Origin of the sequence: Meridianimarinicoccus roseus (genome assembly GCF_003172915.1) — a bacterium.
GTDB classification, from domain to species: Bacteria; Pseudomonadota; Alphaproteobacteria; order Rhodobacterales; family Rhodobacteraceae; genus Meridianimarinicoccus; species Meridianimarinicoccus roseus.
The window spans coordinates 90815-107563 of sequence record NZ_QGKU01000015.1 but is presented as its reverse complement, the minus strand read 5'-3'; the positions used below and the strand labels follow the sequence as shown (position 1 = coordinate 107563).

The following is a 16749-nucleotide window of genomic DNA, read 5'->3' as shown; positions in this document are numbered from 1 at the left end:
GGAGTCCTCCATGCTGTCGCTCCAGTTCCTGCTGACCGCCTTCGTCGTCGTCATCGCCCCCGGCACCGGCGTGATCTACACCCTTGCCATCGGTCTCGGGCAAGGCCGCCGCGCGGCCATCGCCGCCGCGACGGGTTGCACCTTCGGCATCGTGCCGCACCTCGCCGCGGCGATGCTGGGGCTGGCGGCACTGTTGCATACCAGCGCGCTGGCGTTCCAGATCGTGAAGTTCGCCGGCGTCGCCTATCTTCTGTGGCTTGCGTGGCAGGCCCTGAAATCGGACGGCGCCCTGTCCGTTGCGCCCGACCGAAGCGCCACCCCCGCCACCGCGATCGCAGTGCGCGGCGCTCTCATCAACATCCTGAACCCCAAGCTGTCGATCTTCTTCCTCGCGCTCCTGCCGCCCTTCTTGTCGGGCGATCCGTCCAGCGCCAGCGCCGAGATGGCGGCGATGGGCGCGGTGTTCATGGCGCTGACCTTTGCCGTCTTCGTCGGCTACGGGCTGTTTGCAGACGCGGTGCGTGTGCGGCTCTTTGGTCGGCCCGGCGTGCTGCGCTGGCTGAACCGCGGCTTCGCCGGGGTCTTCGCGGCGCTTGCCGCCCGTCTGGCGGTGGAACGGGCATGACCAACCGCCCGCCGGGAGGCGAGCCGCGTATCCCGACCGCTGCTCTCGCGTTGGGGCTCGCCGGGGTGCTGCCCTTCGTCTGGGGGGCGCTGACCGACATGAACCCGGCCCTGCACGGCTGGGCGGTGCGCACCCTAGGACCGCGCTTCGCCGGGCAATACGTGCTCATCTTCTACGGCGCGGTGATCCTGTCTTTCATGTCCGGGGTGCTGTGGGGCTTCGCCGCCCGGACCGAAGGGCGCACGGCCGCCATCGGATTCACGGTCAGTGTGATCCCCGCACTTTGGACATTTTTTCTTGTCGGCGGCGGCGAGGACCGGGCGACCTGGGCGCTGATCGCGGGCTTCCTCGGGCTGCTCGGCCTCGATTACGGCTTCGCCCGCGTCGGCCTCGCGCCGCCCTGGTGGATGAACCTGCGCAGCCTGCTGACCGTGCTCGTGGTGGGCTGCCTCACACTGGGACTGCTGTTCTGACATGACCCAAGATCTGACGCTCTACGCGATGCCGTCCTCCGGCAACAGCTACAAGGTGCAACTGCTGCTGGGGCTCCTGCACCGCTCTTACCGGCAGGTGGATTGCGAAAACGCCAGTTCGGCGCTGGCGCAAGCCCGCGCAGCAGGCGCGCTGCCGCTGGGCAAGGTGCCCGCGCTGCACCTCGCAGACGGTACGATCCTGTCCGAATCCGGCGCGATCCTGTGGTATCTCGCGCAAGGTTCAGCCTTCATCCCGGCGGACCCGCTGGCGCAGGCGCAGATGCTGGGATGGATGTTCTTCGAACAGAACCGGCTGGAAGGCGTGATCGCCGTGCGCGCCTCGCTGCGCTGCTACCCCGAGCGCGCGGCGCAGGCGACGCCCGAACGGCTCGCAGCGCTTCTGGAGGACGGGCACACTCTGCTGGCGCTGCTCGATGCCCACCTCGCAGGGCGCAACTGGCTCGTGGGGGACGCGCCCAGCCTCGCCGATATCGCGGTCTACGGATACACACACTCTTCAGGATCGCGCGGCGGCTACGACATGGACCGCTTTCCCGCCATCGCCGCCTGGTGCGCACGCATCGCCGCCCTGCCCGGTTACGTGCCGCTTCAGGTGCCCGCATGACCCGGCTCTACGCCTATACCGACGGCGCGTGCAGCGGCAATCCGGGACCCGGCGGCTGGGGCGCGCTGCTGATCGCGCGCGACGGAGAAGCGGTGCTGCGCGAGCGGGAATTGAGCGGCGGCGAGGCCGACACCACCAACAACCGGATGGAACTGCTGGCCGCGATCCACGCGCTGGAGACCCTCGTCCGGCCCTCGGCGGTGACGGTGGTCACCGACAGCGCCTATGTGAAGGGCGGCGTGACCCAGTGGATCCACGGCTGGAAGCGCAACGGCTGGAAGACCTCGCAGAAGAAACCCGTCAAGAACGAGGACCTTTGGCGCAGGCTGGACGCCGCCGCCGCGCGCCATGACGTGACCTGGGAATGGGTCAAGGGCCACGCGGGCCACCCGGAGAACGAACGCGCGGACGAACTGGCGCGCGCAGGCATGGCACCGTTCAAACCGGGCCGGGGTGGCGCATGAGCCCACCCGCGCTTCTCGATCTAGCCGCCGTCTTCGTCTTCGCGCTGACCGGCGCGCTTGTGGCAAGCCGCGCGCTGCTCGACCTCGTGGGCTTCCTGTTCGTGGCCTGCCTGACGGCGGTGGGCGGCGGCACCGTGCGCGATCTCCTGCTGGATCGGGCGCCGGTGTTCTGGGTGCAGGCGCCGCATTTCGTGCTGCTGGCCTCGGCCGCGGCGGTCCTGGTTTTCTTCACCGCGCATTTCCTGGAAAGCCGGTATCGCGTTCTGCTCTGGCTCGACGCGGTAGCGCTGTCGGTGGCGGTGGCCGCCGGGGTCGCCGCGACGATCGGAACGGGGCACGGCCCGGTGATCGTGACGCTCATGGGTGTCATCACGGGATGCTTCGGCGGGCTGATGCGCGACGTGGTGTGCAACGAGGTGCCACTGGTGCTGAAGGCGGGAGAACTGTATGTCACCGCCGCCTTCGCCGGGGCGATCGCGGCGCAACTGGCCTTCACCCTGACCGATATGCCATGGTTGCCGCTGGCGGCCTGCATGGCCGTGACCTTCGCGCTTCGCGCAGGGTCGATCCGGCTGGGCTGGCGGCTTCAGGCCTACAAGCCGCGTCCGCCCCGGCACAAGTAGACCCCCGCCAGCAACAAGCGGCGCAGCGCGCGGGCGCGCTGCCGGGGTCGTGTCGGGCCGCAGGCCCGCCCGCCGGATCAGCCGCGATCCTATTGATCAGATAAGGCGGACCTGCGCGCCCACTTCGACCTGATCGTACAGCAGCGCGATCTGTTCGTTGAACAGCCCGATGCACCCATCCGACGAAGGACGCCCGATCTTGCGCACGTCATGGGTGCCGTGGATGCGGTAATATTGCCACGACAGGTACAGCGCATGGCTGCCAAGCGGATTGTCGGGGCCGGGGCCGACCACGGCGGGCCATTCCGGGTTGCGCTCGCGCATGGACGGGGTGGGGCGCCAACTCGGCCCTTCGACCTTCTGCGTGATTTCGGTATAGCCGAGCCGTGTCAATTCGGGCGAGATCGGCACGCTTGTCGGAAACACCTGCACCGGTCGGCCGTCCCGGTGCCAGAAATGCAGCGTCCGGGTGCGCGTATCGGCCAGCAGCAGGTCGGTGGCGCGGTTGTCGAAATGCTCGCGCCAGTCATGGCTGCGGAACCCGGCAAGGTTGCGTGCAGCGCGGGCGGGGGCGTCGGCGGTGGCGGTGGCGCCTGCGTCCGCCGGGGCGGTCTGGGCGGTTGCCGCGCGGGCGGTCAGGCCAAGGGCGGCAGCCCCCGCCATCAGGCGGCGGCGGGTGATCGGGTCGGTCATGGGGCACTCCTGCTCGGGGCGTTTCTTGCGGTCTTTCCGCCATCAGTGCCCGCAAACGCCGACGCCGCATAGCCCCGCACGCTCAACCCTTCGTGAATGGGCGGCGCGGTCAGTCCAGCCGGGCGGGCAGCGGGGCGCCGCGCAGCACCTCGGCGGCGGGCATCGGGCGCTTGCCCTCGCGCTGCGCCTCCAGAACCTCGATTGCCCCACTCCCACAGGCCACGGTAAATCCGTTCAGAACGGTGCCCGGCGGGCCGGAGCCAGACACACAGCGCGTGCGCAGCAGCTTGAGCCGCCTGCCCCCCGCAAGGCACCAGGCGCCGGGAAACGGCGCAAGGCCACGCACCTGCCGGTCGATCTCGGCGGCGGCGCGGGTCCAGTCGATCCGCGCCTCGGCCTTGTCGATCTTGGCGGCATAGGTCACGCCCGTATCAAGCTGGGGCTGCGGGGCAAGCGTGTCGATCTGCGCCAGCGCCGTCACCACCAGCCGCGCGCCCAGTCTTGACAGTGCGTCGTGCAGGTCGGCGGCGGTGTCGGTTGGACCGATCGCCACCGCTTCGCGCAGCAGCACCGGCCCGGTATCGAGCCCGGCTTCCATCTGCATGATGCACACGCCGGTTTCCGCGTCGCCCGCCATGATGGCGCGCTGGATCGGGGCCGCCCCGCGCCAGCGTGGCAGCAGCGAGGCGTGGATGTTCAGGCAACCCCGCGCGGGCGCGTCGAGGATCGGCTGCGGCAGGATCAGTCCGTAGGCCACGACCACCGCCGCCTCGGCCCCGATTGCGGCGAAGGCCGCCTGATCATCCGCGCCGCGCAAGCTGCGCGGGTGGCGCACCGGCAGGCCCAGCGCCTCGGCCCGCGCCTGCACCGGGCTGGGACGGTCGCGCTTGCCCCGACCGGCGGGCCGCGGTGGTTGGCAATAGACCGCAGCGATTTCGTGCCCGGCCTGCATCAGCGCGTCCAGAACCGGCACAGAGAAGTCCGGCGTGCCCATGAAAATCAGCCGCATGATCGCTTCCTTTCGCTGGGCGGGGGACCTCCCGCCCGTCTTCGACATCCTGCCGGATGTCTCATCCCGTTGGGCCCGGCAGGCTATGCCTGCGGTCCCGCCCGCATCAGCCGCTGCGCCCGGCTTTCCCGGTCTTCGCCGCCTTTTCCGCCTTGCGCAGCAGCATCGCCCGCCGCGTCCGGCTCAGCCGGTCGAAATACATCCGCCCCGCCAGGTGGTCGATCTGGTGCTGCACCGACACCGCCCAAAGTCCGACGAAATCCCTGTCCTCCACCAGCCCGTCCGCATTGAGGAAACGCACGGTGACGGCGCGAGGGCGCATCACCTGCGCCGACACACCCGGCAGGCACGGGCTGGCCTCGTCATGGGCACGCGGCTCCACGCTCGCATGCAGCACATGCGGGTTGGCCATCCGCACCGCCTGCCCGCGCGCCTCGGACGCATCCACCACGGCCAGTCGCCGCATCACGCCGATCTGGCAGGCCGCAAGCCCCACGCCCGGCATCGCGTCCATCGTGTCGATCATGTCGTCCCAGGCCGCGCGCACCACATCATCCACCGCCTCCACCTCGGCGCAAGGGGTGCGCAGCCGCTTATCCGGCCAGAGCAGGATCGCCCGGACGGTCATGCCCGCCTGCCCGTTCGGTCCGGATAGGTCGGCTTGGCCTGCGCCTTCGGCCCGGATGCTAGCGGATTACGCACACCCGCGTGCCAACATCGAAGGCCACCGCACGGCATCCGGGTTACGCCGGTCTCAGGGCCGCGCGCGCGCGATGTCCGTCGAGGCCGGCCTTTGTGCGTGGCGGCGTCCGGACGGCGGCAAGAGCGACAGCCATGGTGCACCGGTCAGCCCCGCGCCTTGTCACGCTTGAGCTTGACCATCTTGCGGGTGATCAGCTGGCGCTTTAGCGGGCTGAGGTAATCGATGAAAAGCTTGCCGTCGAGGTGGTCGATCTCGTGCTGCACGCAGGTCGCCCAAAGCCCGCCGAAATCCTGCTGCCGTTCGACCCCGTCGCGGTCGATCCACGCCACCGTCACCTCGGCCGGGCGTGTCACCTCGGCAAACTGGTCGGGGATCGACAGGCAGCCTTCCTCGTATGTGTTCATCTCGTCGGACGCCGCCAGAACCCGCGGGTTGAACATCACCATCGGCTTTGGCTCCGCGCCTTCTTCCTTTTCGCAATCCATCACGATCAGGCGGCTGCCCACGCCGATCTGCGGCGCCGCAAGCCCAATTCCCGGCGCGTCATACATCGTTTCCAGCATGTCGTCGGCCAGCGTACGCAGCGCGTCGCTCAGGTCCGGGACCGCGTCGGCGACCTTCTTCAGGCGGGGATCGGGATGGATCAGGATCGGTTTCACGCTCATGGCCGTGCATGTAGGCCAAGCCGCCCGCGCGTGCAATCACGCCTTGCACCCGCCGACAGGAGGCCTACGCTTCGCCCGCAGCTTACGGAGAATACAATGACCTTCGACACCCTGATCGACCGGCGCGGCACCCATTGCTCCAAGTGGGACGCGATGCAGCCGCTCTATGGCGTATCGCCCGACGACGGGCTCGCGATGTGGGTCGCCGACATGGATTTCGCCGCCGCGGACCCGATCCGTGACGCGGTCCGGCGCATGGCCGATCACGGTGTATTCGGCTATTTCGCCGATGACAGCGCATACCGCGCGGCGATCTGCGGCTGGATGGACACGCGCCACGGCTGGCAGGTTGACCCGGACGCGATCTTCACCACGCACGGGCTGGTCAACGGCGTTGCCATGTGTGTGGACACCTGGACCGCGCCGGGAGACGGGGTGGTGCTTTTCACGCCGGTCTACCACGCCTTCGCACGGGTGATCCGCGCCGCCGGGCGCGACGTGGTCGAATGTCCGCTGACCGAACGCGACGGCCGCTACCAGATGGACTTCGCGGCACATGACGCGCAGATGACCGGGCGCGAGAAGATGGTGATCCTGTGCTCGCCGCACAATCCGGGCGGGCGCGTCTGGACCACCGAGGAGTTGCGCGGCGTGGCCGATTTCGCGCAGCGCCACGACCTGCTTCTCGTCTCGGACGAAATCCACCACGACCTCGTCTATCCGGGAGCGCGCCACGTGCCGATGCCGTTGGCCGCGCCCGACATCGCTGACCGACTGGTGATGCTAACCGCCGCCTCCAAGACCTTCAACACCGCCGGCGCGCATGTCGGCAACGTCATCATCCACGACCCGGATCTGCGCGCTCAGTTCGCCGCGCGCATGGCGGCGATGGGCAGTTCGCCCAATGCGTTCGGTCTGCACATGGTGACGGCCGCCTACAGCCCCGAAGGCGCCGAATGGCTGGATGCGCTGATGCGCTATCTCGACGGCAACCGCGCGGTGTTCGACGCGGGCATCGCCGCGATCCCCGGCCTGCGCTCCATGCCGCTGGAGGCGACATATTTGTCGTGGGTCGATTTCTCCGGCACCGGCATGGACAGGGCCGAGTTCACACGCCGGGTCGAACGCGACGCCCGCATCGCGGCCAACCACGGGCCCAGTTTCGGACAGGGCGGCGCGGATTTCCTGCGCTTCAACATCGCCATGCCCCGCGCCCGCGTGGAAGAGGCCGTCACCCGGCTGCGCGCCGCCTTCGCCGACCTGCAATAGGCCGAGGCGCGCGATGATCCGGACCACGCTGATCGGCGGCGCCATCTTCCTGATCCCGGTCGTCTTCGTGATCTACATTCTCGCCAAGGCGTTCGAGACCTCCAGCGGCGTCGCGCACGCCATCGCGCGCGTCGCGCCGGAGGACGGGCTTGCCGGGGTGCTGCTGGCCGACGCGCTGGCGGTGCTGTTGATCCTCGCGGTGTGCTATGCGGCAGGGCTGGCCGCGCGGCGCGCTTTCTTCGCGCGCCACGTGCAGCGGGTGGAGGCGCTGCTGGTGGAGTTTTTTCAGGCTTAACCATCGCCAAGAGCATGGCCAGCGGCTTGGCCGGGGTGGACGACCGCGCGTCACTGCTGCGGACCGTGCTCGTCGCGTTCGACGATCACAAGGCGATCGGCTTACAGGTGGAGCGCACGGCGGCGCGGGTGATCGTGTTCCTGCCCGGTGCGCCCTCGGCATGGTCCGGGCAGTCCGTGGCGGTGCCGCAGGGGCGCGTCACCGCGCTCGATCTGCCGGTGCACCCGGTCAGCAAGCTGATGCGCACGCTCGGGCTCGGCGCGGCGGCTGCGCTGAACGAGCGCGCCATCGCCGCGCCTGCGGACACACCCACAGGCCCACGGACCGACGTCCAGACTGGCTCCCGAACCGGCCCTGGGCCCAGCGCCTATACGGCGGCGCCGCGCACCTTCGGGCGCAGTACGTGCGGGCTGGCCGGATCGTAAAGCGCGCTGTCACGGAAATCGCGCACCTCGCCCAGAACCGGGCCGACAAGGATCAGCGCGGTGCGGGTGATCTTGGCCGCGCGCACCTTCTCGCGGATGTCGGCAAGCGTGCCGCGCAGGAACATCTGGTCCGGCCAGCCGACGCGATAGGCCACCACCACAGGGCAGTCAGCGCCGTAGTGCGGCACGAGCACACGCTCGATCTCGCGCAGGTTGCGCACCCCGAGATGGATCGCCAGCGTGGTGCGGCTGCGGGCGAAATTCTCCAGCGTCTCATGCTCGGGCATGGAGGTCGACTTCATGGACACCCGCGTCAGTACGATCGACTGCGCGACCTCGGGCACCGTCAACTCCTGCCCCAGCGCGGCGGCGGCGGCGGCATAGGCAGGCACGCCGGGCACGATATCATACGGGATGCCGTCGGCCCGCAGGCGGCGGATCTGCTCGGCGATGGCCCCGTAGAGCGACGGATCACCGGAATGCACCCGCGCCACATCAAGGCCCGCGGCATGGGCGGCGACGATCTCGGCATGGGTGTCGTCCAGCGTCATCGGCGCCGTGTCGAGGACGCGCGCGCCCGCTGGCGCCTCGGCCACGACCTCGGCCGGGACCAGCGATCCGGCATAAAGGCAGACCTTGCAGGCGCGGATCAAGCGCAGCGCCTTGAGCGTCAGAAGCTCCGGGTCACCTGGCCCGGCACCGATGAAATGTACCGTCATGTCGTCACACCGCCTGCTTCGCCGCTTCTTCAAGGTAGATCTCGCGCAGACGGCGCGATACAGGCCCGGGCGTGCCGTCGCCAAGCTGCACGCCATCGATCTCCACCACACCGGTGACGAACGTGGTGGCGGAGGTGATGAACGCCTCGGACGCCGCCTTCGCCTCGTCCAGGGTGAAGGGCCGCTCCTCGACCTTGATCTGCGCCTCGCGGGCAAAGCGCAGCACGGCAGCGCGGGTGATGCCGTGCAGGATGTCGTGCGACAACTGCCGGGTGACGATCGTGCCGTCCTGGGTGACGATATAGGCGTTGTTGGACGTGCCCTCTGTGACGTGGCCGTTCTCCACCATCCAGGCATCGTCCGCGCCCGCGTGCTTGGCCATCATCTTGCCCATGGAGGGGTAGAGAAGCTGGACCGTCTTGATGTCGCGGCGGCCCCAGCGCAAATCATCGATGGAAATGACGCGCAGGCCCTTCTCGGCCTTGGGCGAGCGGCGCAGCGTCATGGCCAGAGTGAACAGGACGAGCGTCGGCTTGGGCGTTTCGGGGTACAGGAAATCCCGGTCAGCCGGGCCGCGGGTGATCTGCAGGTAGACGCAGCCTTCCTTCAGGTTGTTGCGGCTGACGAGTTCGCGGTGAATCTCCAGCAGAGCGTCCATGCCATCTGGCTCGGGCATGTCCAGCTCGGCCAGCGACCGTTCCAGCCGCGTGAGGTGTCCGTCGTAATCCACCAGTTTGCCATCGAGGACGGAGGTCACCTCGTAGACGCCGTCCGCCATCAGGAAGCCACGGTCGAAGATCGAAACCTTCGCCTCCTCCTCGGGCAGGAACTCTCCGTTGACATAGACGATGCGGCTCATGGCGGCCTCCTGATCCTTGCTCGGGGCTGAGGTAACCCGCCCATCCCGCAAGGTCCACGGGGTATCGCGGCTTATTCGGCGCGCGGCGGTACAGGAGGGACGCAGACCGCAAAGATTGGCTGGCGGGAAAGGGCGCCACGGGGATGATGATGGAAAAGCGCCCCAGAGGGAAAGTGGCACTCCCGCCCGTCTTCGACCCTCTGCGCGCGTCTTATCCCGTTGGGCCGTGCAGGCTGCGCCTGCGGTCGGCACAAGGGCCGCCCGAACCCCAAGTGTTGCGGGGTGCTTCGCCCTCCATCCCGTCCGCCCGCAGGCGCAGCCTGCGGGGCCCAACGGGATGAGGCATCCTGCAGGGTGCCGAAAACGGGCGGGAGTGCCCCCTCACCGGCGTCCCGGCGCCCGGCGGCACCTTGCACGGCCCCGGCCGCAGCGGGACCAGACTCATCAGGGACTTCTCCAGCTTTCCGACACGCTTTTCGCTGCGGTTCGAGAGCGGGCCCGGCACCTTTGACCGCCTGCCGCTTCGCCCGCGCGCTCGCAGGATGTAAGGGTCGGCGCGCCGCGCAACCGGGTGGAACAGTCCACCCAATTGTCTCCCGGCAGCCCGCCACCGGCGCTCTGCGCGTTCGGCGCCAACGCCTCACCCCCACAGGGCCCGGTCGGGAGGATGCACACCGCGCTCATCATAGGCCAGCGGATGCGCCCGGTCCTCGGCCAGCAGCAGCGGGCCGTCGAGATCGGTCACCAGCGCCCCCTGCGCCACCAGAACGGCCGGTGCCATCGCCAGCGACGAGCCGACCATGCAGCCGACCATCACCCCGAACCCCTCGGCCCGCGCCGCCGCCCGCAACGCCAGCGCACCGGTCAGCCCACCGGTCTTGTCCAGCTTGATGTTGATCACGTCATACTTGCCGCGCAGTGCGGGCAACGAGTTGATGTCGTGACAGCTTTCATCGGCGCACACCGGCACGGGACGGTCGATCCCGGCCAGCGCGCCGTCGTCCCCCGCGGGCAGCGGCTGTTCCACAAGGTCCACCCCCAGCGCCTTCAGATGCGGGGCAAGCTCAGCGTAGGCCGCCGCGCTCCAGCCCTCGTTCGCATCGACGATGATCCGCGCGCGCGGCGCGCCGGCGCGCACAGCCTCCAGCCGGGGCAGATCGTCCGGCGTGCCGAGCTTGATTTTCAGCAGCGGCCGGTGCCGGTGCCGCTCCGCGGCACGGCGCATCTCGTCCGGCGTGTCGAGCGACAAGGTAAAGGCGGTGATCTCGGGTCCCGGTTCAGGCAAACCCGCGAGTTCCCACACCCGGCAACCCGCGATACGCGCCTCAAGATCCCACAGTGCGCAGTCCACGGCATTGCGCGCCGCGCCCGGCGGCAGCAGGTCCTGCAGGCTATCGCGGCTCACGTCCGCAGGCAGCCCCTTGATCTGCGCCTTCACCGAAGCACGGCTCTCGCCGTAGCGGGCGTAGGGCACGCATTCGCCATAGCCGCGCATCCCGTCCGCCTCGGCCCGCACTGTGACCACTTCGGCGGCGGTCTTGGTCCCGCGCGAGATGGTGAACGCTTCGGCCAACCGGAAATCGTCATAGCTCACGTGCAGATGCATGGCGTCACACGGCCGCTAGCGCATCGACCAGTCGGCCCGCGCCCTGCCGGTAGGGATCCACCGCAGGCAGCCCCATCCGCGCCTCGACCTCCGAAAGATGGGCTAGCGCGGCGGGTTCGCTCAGGTGCTGGGTGTTGACCGAAACGCCTATGACCTCGCAGGCCGGGTTCGCCACCCGCGCCAGCCCCAGCGCCGTGTCGCGCAGCACTTCCAGCGACGGCGCCCTGTAGCCGGGCAGGCCGCGCATGTGCGGGCGGGTCGGCTCGTCGCACAGGATCAGCGCATCGGGCTGCCCGCCGTGGATCAGCGCCAGCGTCACCCCCGAGTAGGACACGTGGAACAGGCTGCCCTGCCCCTCGATCAGGTCCCAGTGATCCGGATCGCCCGCCGGTGTCAGCCACTCGATCGACCCGGCCATGAAGTCGGCGATCACCGCGTCCAGCGGCACGCCCTCGCCGGTGATCAGGATGCCGGTCTGTCCCGTGGCGCGGAACGTCGCGGGCATCGACCGGGCCCGCATCTCGGCCTCCATCGCCAGCGCAGTGTACATCTTGCCGACCGAGCAATCGGTACCGACCGCAAGGCACCGCTTGCCGCTGCGCGGCACCCCGTCGGCGATCGGGTATTTCACCGCGGGCAGCCGCACATCGTGCAGGCTTCGCCCCGCGGCTTGCGCAGCCGAAACGAGGTCGGGATCGTCCCGCAGAAGGGTGTGCAGGCCGGACGCGATGTCGAAACCCGCGGAAGGGGCTTGCGTCAGCACCTCCTTCCAGGTCGCCGAAAAGGTGCCCCCCCGGTTGGCCACGCCGATCACCAGCGTTTCGGCCCCCGCGGCGCGCGCCTCTTCCAGCGTCATGTCAGGCAAGCCCATGTCCGCCTCGCATCCGGGCAGGCGCAACTGCCCGACGCAATGATCGGGTCGCCAGTCGCGGATGCCCTGTGCGACCTTCGCCGCCAGAGGATCGGGCGCATCGCCGAGGAAAAGCAGGTAAGGGGTGCGTATCATGGCATGGCTCCTTTCCGCGGCAGGCTGTCAGAGATCGCCCGGATTGCCCAGACCCGCGCCGATGCTGCGCCGCAACAAAACAGTGCTTGCGCAGCATTGCGCAACATTCTATCCAAGCGCGAAATCTTCGCGCAACTAAAGAACCCGAAAGGTGCCTGCATGAGTTTCCGTATCCAGCCGCAGCCGGTGGCACGTCCCAATCGCTGCCAATTGTTCGGGCCCGGGTCCAACACCAAGCTGTTCGCCAAGATGGCGGCGAGCGCGGCGGATGTGATCAACCTCGATCTCGAGGATTCGGTCGCGCCCAGCGACAAGGACATCGCGCGCGCAAACGTGATCGAAGCGATCGGCGCCCATGACTGGGGCAACAAGACGCTGAGCGTGCGGGTCAACTCGCTCGATACGCCCTACTGGTACCGCGACGTGGTGGACCTGCTGGAACAGGCCTCCGACCGGCTGGACCTGATCATGATACCCAAGGTGGGCTGCGCCGAGGACGTCTATGCCGTGGACGCGTTGGTGACCGCCATCGAACGCGCGAAGGGCCGCACGAAACCGATCGGTTTCGAGGTGATCATCGAATCTGCGGCCGGCATCGCCCATGTGGAAGCCATCGCCGCTGCCTCGCGCCGGCTTCAGGCCATGAGCCTCGGGGCGGCGGATTTCGCGGCCTCCATGGGGATGCAGACCACCGGGATCGGCGGGACACAGGAGAACTATTACATGCTGCAGGGCGGCGTGAAGCACTGGTCGGACCCGTGGCACTGGGCGCAGGCCGCCATCGTCGCGGCCTGCCGGACGCACGGCATCCTGCCGGTGGACGGCCCGTTCGGCGATTTCAGCGATGACGACGGCTACCGCGCCCAGGCGCTGCGGTCGGCCACGCTGGGCATGGTGGGAAAATGGGCGATCCATCCAAAGCAGATCGCGCTGGCCAACGAGGTGTTCACGCCTTCCGATGCTGCCGTCAGCGAAGCGCGCGAGATCCTGGCCGCGATGGAGACGGCCAAGGCCAGCGGCGAGGGCGCGACGGTCTACAAGGGGCGGCTGGTCGACATCGCCTCGATCAAGCAGGCCGAAGTCATCGTGCGCCAGTCCGAAATGATCGCGGGCTGACCGGCGGGCCGGCGGCCCAGCGTGCAAGAAGGGGCAGCGCGGATTGCACGCCGTGCTTGTGCGGCGGCGCGCGCGCCCTAGACTTCCTTCAGGGCGGGATCGCCGCCCACATCAGGGAGGACGACCATGAAACTCACGTCACTTGCTGCCCTTCTCGCCGCGGGGCTTTTCGCCGCGCCGCTTCTGGCCCAGCAGACACCGGCCCCCGACGGCGCCGAGGTCTATTTTATCTCGCCTGCCGACGGCGCGACCGTGTCGAACCCGGTCACGATCCGCTTCGGACTGAGCGGCATGGGCATCGCCCCGGCCGGCTACGATGTGGACAACACCGGCCACCATCACCTTCTGATCAACCTCGAACCGGGCGACGTGGACATGACCACCAGCCTGCCCGCAACCGACCAGATCGTGCATTTCGGCGGCGGCCAGACCGAGATGACCCGCGAGCTTCCAGCTGGCACGCACACGCTGCGGTTGTTGCTTGGGGATTACAGCCATGTCCCGCACGATCCGCCGGTGATGTCAGACCCGATCACCATCACCGTGGAATGACCCGGCTTCGGCCCTGTGCAAAGCGCGCCGGGCCGATTGCATAAGCGCGGCGCAGGGTCCATATGTGCGGCGTTGCCACGACCCGGGACCGCTGAATGACCCATTACCTCGACTTCGAGAAACCCCTTGCCGAGATCGAAGGCAAGGCAAACGAGTTGCGCGCGATGGCGCGGGCCAACGAGGAGATGGACATCGAGGCGGAGGCCGCCGCGCTGGACCGAAAGGCGGCGGACCTGCTGGCCGACCTGTACCGCAAGCTCACACCCTGGCGGAAATGCCAGGTCGCGCGCCACCCGGACCGGCCGAATGGCAAGGACTACATCGAGGCACTGTTCACCGAGTACACGCCGCTGGCGGGCGACCGGAATTTCGCGGATGATCACGCGGTTCTGGGCGGGCTGGCGCGTTTCGAGGATACGCCGGTCGTGGTCATAGCCCATGAGAAAGGCCACGACACCGCGACGCGGCTCAAGCACAATTTTGGCATGGCGCGGCCCGAAGGCTACCGCAAGGCGGTGCGGCTGATGCAGATGGCGGACCGCTTCGGCCTGCCGGTGATCACGCTGGTGGACACGCCCGGCGCCTATCCCGGAAAGGGCGCCGAAGAGCGCGGCCAGGCCGAGGCGATCGCGCGCTCCACCGAGGCGTGCCTGCAGATTGGCGTTCCTCTGGTATCGGTCATCATCGGCGAGGGTGGGTCCGGCGGCGCGGTGGCCTTCGCCACGGCCAACCGGCTCGCGATGCTGGAACACTCGGTCTATTCGGTGATCTCGCCGGAAGGCTGTGCCAGCATCCTGTGGAAGAACGCCGAGAAGATGCGCGAGGCCGCTGAGGCGCTGCGCCTGACCGCGCAGGATCTGCGGCAGTTGGGCGTGGCGGACGTGATCATTCCCGAACCCGTGGGCGGGGCGCAGCGCGACCGCTCGCAGACGATCAGCCGCGTCGGCAAGGAAATTGCCCGGATGCTCGCCCAGCTTGACGGAAAGGACCGCGCGACGCTCGTGTCCGAAAGGCGCCGCAAGTATCTCGACATGGGGCAGATGTCACTCGCGGGTTAGGGTGCCCCCGTGTGCGGGGTGGAACCGCAAAAGCGTCGTTCTGCGGCCTGATCATAGCCAGAACCGGACGGATGCCGGAGCGCGCACCCTTGCCATACCTGCGGGTTTGAGCCGCTCGATTCCGTCTGGCCTTCCGGCCGTTTCGGCCTGCACGCAGGCCATGGCGCGGCTCTTTAGGGAATAAACCGTCTCGCAGTGGCGCGCGGTCTGCGCCGTTCGAAAAAGATGTGCCCAGCACCGGCCGTCGCAACGCGTCTTCCGTTTGACGGTCCGGCACGGATGCCCGGCGCAAAACGACCCGCCCGGCGCGCCATGCGCGGGCACCAGACAGGATGTCAGGGTTCAGAAGCGGAACCCGACCGACAGTTTAACGTAAGGCAGGAAGTCCGGGATGTCGCTTTCCAGATCAGAGATTTCCGCGTCCAGATCAGACTGTGACACCTGCCCCGTCCGATCGGTCAGATTAACGTCGAAGCCACCGGTATACATCGCGCCGAGATCGGCGGACAGCAACCAGCGCCGTCCGAGGGTACCGTCATACCCAAGCGACAGCGCTGGCATGACACGGTTGCGCGCGTGCACGTCCAGAGCCATGTCGACATTCGTGTAATCAGTGCCGCCGATCCGGCCGCTGCCGCGCCCGCCGCCGTCGGCTTCGTACTGCCCGAGGAACGCGCCGCCGGATACGCGCAGTCCTCCAAGCCCCGGATAGTAGTCCGCCAGAAGCCCGACACCGCCAATGGTGAGATCAAGGTCGTAGTCGATCCCGTCCTCGCTTTCGTCGAGGTCGGTTCCGAGATAGCCGACCGGCACCCGTACGCCGAGCCGATCGGAAATGCGGTAGCTGCCCTCCACAGTCGGTCCCAGTGTGCTGACACCGAGGGTCACGCCCACCTCGCCCGGATCCTGCGCCGCCGCCGGGCCAAGCGCCCAGATCAGCGCCAGAACGGCGATACGGCAGGCAGCAAGACCCTGCGGAAGGCTGCGGCGTATCTGCGTCAAACACTCCTCCATCGGCGAGAATCCGCCGAAACCTGCCCTGTGCATAGCATAGATCCACCCGATCGTCTGTCTGAAACAGGGATCGCAAAAGAGGATTGAGGTATGGTTTATCTGTTATGCCGACAGCCAAATTGCTGATGATAAGGGCGAATCTGCCTGCCTATCGGGCATTGTCCGAATCGATTGCCATCCCGGTGTCTAGCGCCAGACGATCAGATGCTTCCTCGATCGTCGATTCGAGCTTTTGCATGAAGACCTGCGTGGGCAGGCCAGGCGCGATCGGGGGCAGGAACTCCACCACCGCAAGGCCCGGTCTGCGCAGGATACCGCGGCGCGGCCAGAACAGGCCGACATTGGTGGCGGCGGGCACGCAAGCCTGCCCACTTTCGGCATAGAGCACCGCAGTGCCGATCTTGTAGGGCCGCTTGTCGCCGGGCGCCACGCGGGTGCCCTGCGGGTAGATCACAAGCTGGCCCGGCAGCGACCGCCCGGCAGCGACGTCGGCGAGCATCTGGTTGATCGCCTGCCCGCGCTGGCCCCGGTCCACCGGCACGCAGCCGATGCGCCCGGCATACCATCCCAGCACGGGAGCGCGGCGCAGTTCAGTCTTCATGATGAACTTGGGGCTAGGCAGGACCGAACACAGCAGGATGATGTCGAAGAAACTCTGGTGCTTCGAGGCGACCAGCACCTCGCCGGACGGGACCGTCCCGCGCACTTCGGACCGCAGTCCGCAGATCAGCCGCGCGGTCAGCCGCACATAGCGGCAATAGACCCGGATCCCGGTGCTCGCGCCGCGCCGGTCCAGAACCGCCCACGGCGTGAAGGCGATGCCCAGCAGAAGCATCGCCAGATACATCTGCGCGATGAACACAAGAGAGGCGGAATAGCGCAGAAGGATCATCGCGGGCTTTCCTGTGGGCAGTACCGAAACGGGACGGGAACCGGGCTTGGGGACAGGC

At 68.2% G+C, this 16749-nt stretch carries 21 protein-coding genes; 11 read left to right on the top strand and 10 right to left on the bottom strand.

Going from position 1 to position 16749, the window contains the following annotated elements:
• Positions 1–10 precede the first annotated feature (10 nt).
• Genes DKT77_RS04245 through DKT77_RS04225 form a run of 5 tightly spaced genes read left to right on the top strand, consistent with a single transcriptional unit; the run spans position 11 to position 2810 of the window.
• A complete protein-coding gene (locus DKT77_RS04245; RefSeq protein WP_109810488.1) occupies positions 11–625 on the top strand; it encodes a LysE family translocator in 615 nt (204 codons plus the stop codon).
• Positions 622–1098 carry a DUF3429 domain-containing protein gene (locus DKT77_RS04240; RefSeq protein WP_109810487.1) on the top strand — a complete coding sequence of 159 codons (477 nt, stop codon included), beginning with the start codon at positions 622–624 and terminating at the stop codon, positions 1096–1098. The genes DKT77_RS04245 and DKT77_RS04240 overlap by 4 nt, the downstream gene beginning before the upstream one ends.
• Position 1099: 1 nt before the next feature.
• Positions 1100–1723 carry a glutathione S-transferase family protein gene (locus DKT77_RS04235; protein WP_109810486.1) on the top strand — a complete coding sequence of 208 codons (624 nt, stop codon included), beginning with the start codon at positions 1100–1102 and terminating at the stop codon, positions 1721–1723.
• Positions 1720–2187, top strand: a complete 468-nt coding sequence (rnhA, locus tag DKT77_RS04230) for a ribonuclease HI (RefSeq protein ID WP_109810485.1) — start codon at positions 1720–1722, stop codon at positions 2185–2187. Before DKT77_RS04235 ends, rnhA begins: the two co-directional genes overlap by 4 nt.
• Positions 2184–2810 carry a trimeric intracellular cation channel family protein gene (locus tag DKT77_RS04225; protein WP_109810484.1) on the top strand — a complete coding sequence of 209 codons (627 nt, stop codon included), beginning with the start codon at positions 2184–2186 and terminating at the stop codon, positions 2808–2810. Before rnhA ends, DKT77_RS04225 begins: the two co-directional genes overlap by 4 nt.
• A gap of 96 nt (positions 2811–2906) precedes the next feature.
• Here the strand turns inward: DKT77_RS04225 and DKT77_RS04220 are convergent, their stop codons facing one another.
• From DKT77_RS04220 to def (DKT77_RS04205), 4 genes are all read right to left on the bottom strand, one after another.
• Complete coding sequence (locus DKT77_RS04220; RefSeq protein ID WP_109810483.1) at positions 2907–3503, bottom strand: L,D-transpeptidase; 597 nt, start codon at positions 3501–3503, stop codon at positions 2907–2909.
• Positions 3504–3612: 109 nt separating this feature from the next.
• Positions 3613–4512, bottom strand: coding sequence for a methionyl-tRNA formyltransferase (fmt, locus tag DKT77_RS04215; protein ID WP_109810482.1), 900 nt, complete (start codon positions 4510–4512; stop codon positions 3613–3615).
• A gap of 106 nt (positions 4513–4618) precedes the next feature.
• The gene (gene def, locus DKT77_RS04210; RefSeq protein WP_109810481.1) at positions 4619–5140 is read right to left on the bottom strand and encodes a peptide deformylase; all 522 of its coding nucleotides are present in this window, start codon (positions 5138–5140) and stop codon (positions 4619–4621) included.
• A gap of 218 nt (positions 5141–5358) precedes the next feature.
• A complete protein-coding gene (def, locus tag DKT77_RS04205) occupies positions 5359–5880 on the bottom strand; it encodes a peptide deformylase (RefSeq protein WP_109810480.1) in 522 nt (173 codons plus the stop codon).
• A 96-nt stretch (positions 5881–5976) separates the two neighbouring features.
• Between def (DKT77_RS04205) and DKT77_RS04200 the strand changes: the two genes are divergently transcribed.
• The 3 genes from DKT77_RS04200 to DKT77_RS04190 are packed head-to-tail and all read left to right on the top strand — an operon-like array spanning position 5977 to position 7869.
• Positions 5977–7149 carry a MalY/PatB family protein gene (locus tag DKT77_RS04200; protein ID WP_109810479.1) on the top strand — a complete coding sequence of 391 codons (1173 nt, stop codon included), beginning with the start codon at positions 5977–5979 and terminating at the stop codon, positions 7147–7149.
• A 13-nt stretch (positions 7150–7162) separates the two neighbouring features.
• Positions 7163–7444, top strand: coding sequence for a hypothetical protein (locus DKT77_RS04195; protein ID WP_109810478.1), 282 nt, complete (start codon positions 7163–7165; stop codon positions 7442–7444).
• Between the two features lie 14 nt (positions 7445–7458).
• Positions 7459–7869: a hypothetical protein gene (locus DKT77_RS04190; protein WP_109810477.1), complete on the top strand. Its 411-nt coding sequence runs from the start codon at positions 7459–7461 to the stop codon at positions 7867–7869.
• Here the strand turns inward: DKT77_RS04190 and cobM are convergent.
• The 4 genes from cobM to dgcN form a co-directional block, all read right to left on the bottom strand.
• Positions 7812–8588, bottom strand: a complete 777-nt coding sequence (cobM, locus tag DKT77_RS04185; protein WP_109810476.1) for a precorrin-4 C(11)-methyltransferase — start codon at positions 8586–8588, stop codon at positions 7812–7814. The genes DKT77_RS04190 and cobM overlap by 58 nt on opposite strands.
• A gap of 4 nt (positions 8589–8592) precedes the next feature.
• Positions 8593–9447 carry a D-amino-acid transaminase gene (locus DKT77_RS04180; protein ID WP_109810475.1) on the bottom strand — a complete coding sequence of 285 codons (855 nt, stop codon included), beginning with the start codon at positions 9445–9447 and terminating at the stop codon, positions 8593–8595.
• Between the two features lie 640 nt (positions 9448–10087).
• A complete protein-coding gene (gene dgcA / locus DKT77_RS04175) occupies positions 10088–11053 on the bottom strand; it encodes an N-acetyl-D-Glu racemase DgcA (RefSeq protein WP_109810474.1) in 966 nt (321 codons plus the stop codon).
• A gap of 4 nt (positions 11054–11057) precedes the next feature.
• The gene (gene dgcN / locus DKT77_RS04170; protein WP_109810473.1) at positions 11058–12059 is read right to left on the bottom strand and encodes an N-acetyltransferase DgcN; all 1002 of its coding nucleotides are present in this window, start codon (positions 12057–12059) and stop codon (positions 11058–11060) included.
• A gap of 159 nt (positions 12060–12218) precedes the next feature.
• On the opposite strand from dgcN, the gene DKT77_RS04165 reads away from it, so the two are divergent.
• The 3 genes from DKT77_RS04165 (at position 12219) to DKT77_RS04155 (ending at position 14785) form a co-directional block, all read left to right on the top strand.
• Positions 12219–13175 carry an L-malyl-CoA/beta-methylmalyl-CoA lyase gene (locus DKT77_RS04165; RefSeq protein ID WP_109810537.1) on the top strand — a complete coding sequence of 319 codons (957 nt, stop codon included), beginning with the start codon at positions 12219–12221 and terminating at the stop codon, positions 13173–13175.
• Between the two features lie 126 nt (positions 13176–13301).
• Entirely contained in the window at positions 13302–13727 is a 426-nt protein-coding gene (locus tag DKT77_RS04160; protein WP_109810472.1) for a DUF4399 domain-containing protein, read from the top strand.
• Between the two features lie 95 nt (positions 13728–13822).
• Entirely contained in the window at positions 13823–14785 is a 963-nt protein-coding gene (locus tag DKT77_RS04155) for an acetyl-CoA carboxylase carboxyltransferase subunit alpha (protein ID WP_109810471.1), read from the top strand.
• 342 nt (positions 14786–15127) lie between these two features.
• On the opposite strand, the gene DKT77_RS04150 is transcribed toward DKT77_RS04155, so the two are convergent.
• Positions 15128–15787 (bottom strand): porin family protein, encoded by a 660-nt coding sequence (locus DKT77_RS04150; protein WP_146204950.1) that lies wholly within the window; start codon positions 15785–15787, stop codon positions 15128–15130.
• Between the two features lie 160 nt (positions 15788–15947).
• Positions 15948–16691, bottom strand: a complete 744-nt coding sequence (locus DKT77_RS04145) for a lysophospholipid acyltransferase family protein (RefSeq protein ID WP_109810469.1) — start codon at positions 16689–16691, stop codon at positions 15948–15950.
• Between the last annotated feature and the right edge of the window lie 58 nt (positions 16692–16749).

Excerpts from the sequence above, each read along its gene's own strand:
- DKT77_RS04145 (WP_109810469.1), bottom strand. The coding sequence starts at position 16,691 with ATGATCCTTCTGCGCTATTCCGCCTCTCTTGTGTTCATCGCGCAGATG.
- DKT77_RS04200 (WP_109810479.1), top strand. The coding sequence starts at position 5,977 with ATGACCTTCGACACCCTGATCGACCGGCGCGGCACCCATTGCTCCAAG.
- DKT77_RS04180 (WP_109810475.1), bottom strand. The coding sequence starts at position 9,447 with ATGAGCCGCATCGTCTATGTCAACGGAGAGTTCCTGCCCGAGGAGGAG.
- dgcA (WP_109810474.1), bottom strand. The coding sequence starts at position 11,053 with ATGCATCTGCACGTGAGCTATGACGATTTCCGGTTGGCCGAAGCGTTC.
- DKT77_RS04195 (WP_109810478.1), top strand. The coding sequence starts at position 7,163 with ATGATCCGGACCACGCTGATCGGCGGCGCCATCTTCCTGATCCCGGTC.
- DKT77_RS04160 (WP_109810472.1), top strand. The coding sequence starts at position 13,302 with ATGAAACTCACGTCACTTGCTGCCCTTCTCGCCGCGGGGCTTTTCGCC.
- DKT77_RS04245 (WP_109810488.1), top strand. The coding sequence starts at position 11 with ATGCTGTCGCTCCAGTTCCTGCTGACCGCCTTCGTCGTCGTCATCGCC.
- DKT77_RS04165 (WP_109810537.1), top strand. The coding sequence starts at position 12,219 with ATGAGTTTCCGTATCCAGCCGCAGCCGGTGGCACGTCCCAATCGCTGC.
- DKT77_RS04155 (WP_109810471.1), top strand. The coding sequence starts at position 13,823 with ATGACCCATTACCTCGACTTCGAGAAACCCCTTGCCGAGATCGAAGGC.
- DKT77_RS04240 (WP_109810487.1), top strand. The coding sequence starts at position 622 with ATGACCAACCGCCCGCCGGGAGGCGAGCCGCGTATCCCGACCGCTGCT.
- cobM (WP_109810476.1), bottom strand. The coding sequence starts at position 8,588 with ATGACGGTACATTTCATCGGTGCCGGGCCAGGTGACCCGGAGCTTCTG.
- DKT77_RS04225 (WP_109810484.1), top strand. The coding sequence starts at position 2,184 with ATGAGCCCACCCGCGCTTCTCGATCTAGCCGCCGTCTTCGTCTTCGCG.
- rnhA (WP_109810485.1), top strand. The coding sequence starts at position 1,720 with ATGACCCGGCTCTACGCCTATACCGACGGCGCGTGCAGCGGCAATCCG.
- dgcN (WP_109810473.1), bottom strand. The coding sequence starts at position 12,059 with ATGATACGCACCCCTTACCTGCTTTTCCTCGGCGATGCGCCCGATCCT.
- DKT77_RS04220 (WP_109810483.1), bottom strand. The coding sequence starts at position 3,503 with ATGACCGACCCGATCACCCGCCGCCGCCTGATGGCGGGGGCTGCCGCC.
- DKT77_RS04235 (WP_109810486.1), top strand. The coding sequence starts at position 1,100 with ATGACCCAAGATCTGACGCTCTACGCGATGCCGTCCTCCGGCAACAGC.
- DKT77_RS04190 (WP_109810477.1), top strand. The coding sequence starts at position 7,459 with ATGGCCAGCGGCTTGGCCGGGGTGGACGACCGCGCGTCACTGCTGCGG.
- def (WP_109810480.1), bottom strand. The coding sequence starts at position 5,880 with ATGAGCGTGAAACCGATCCTGATCCATCCCGATCCCCGCCTGAAGAAG.
- def (WP_109810481.1), bottom strand. The coding sequence starts at position 5,140 with ATGACCGTCCGGGCGATCCTGCTCTGGCCGGATAAGCGGCTGCGCACC.
- fmt (WP_109810482.1), bottom strand. The coding sequence starts at position 4,512 with ATGCGGCTGATTTTCATGGGCACGCCGGACTTCTCTGTGCCGGTTCTG.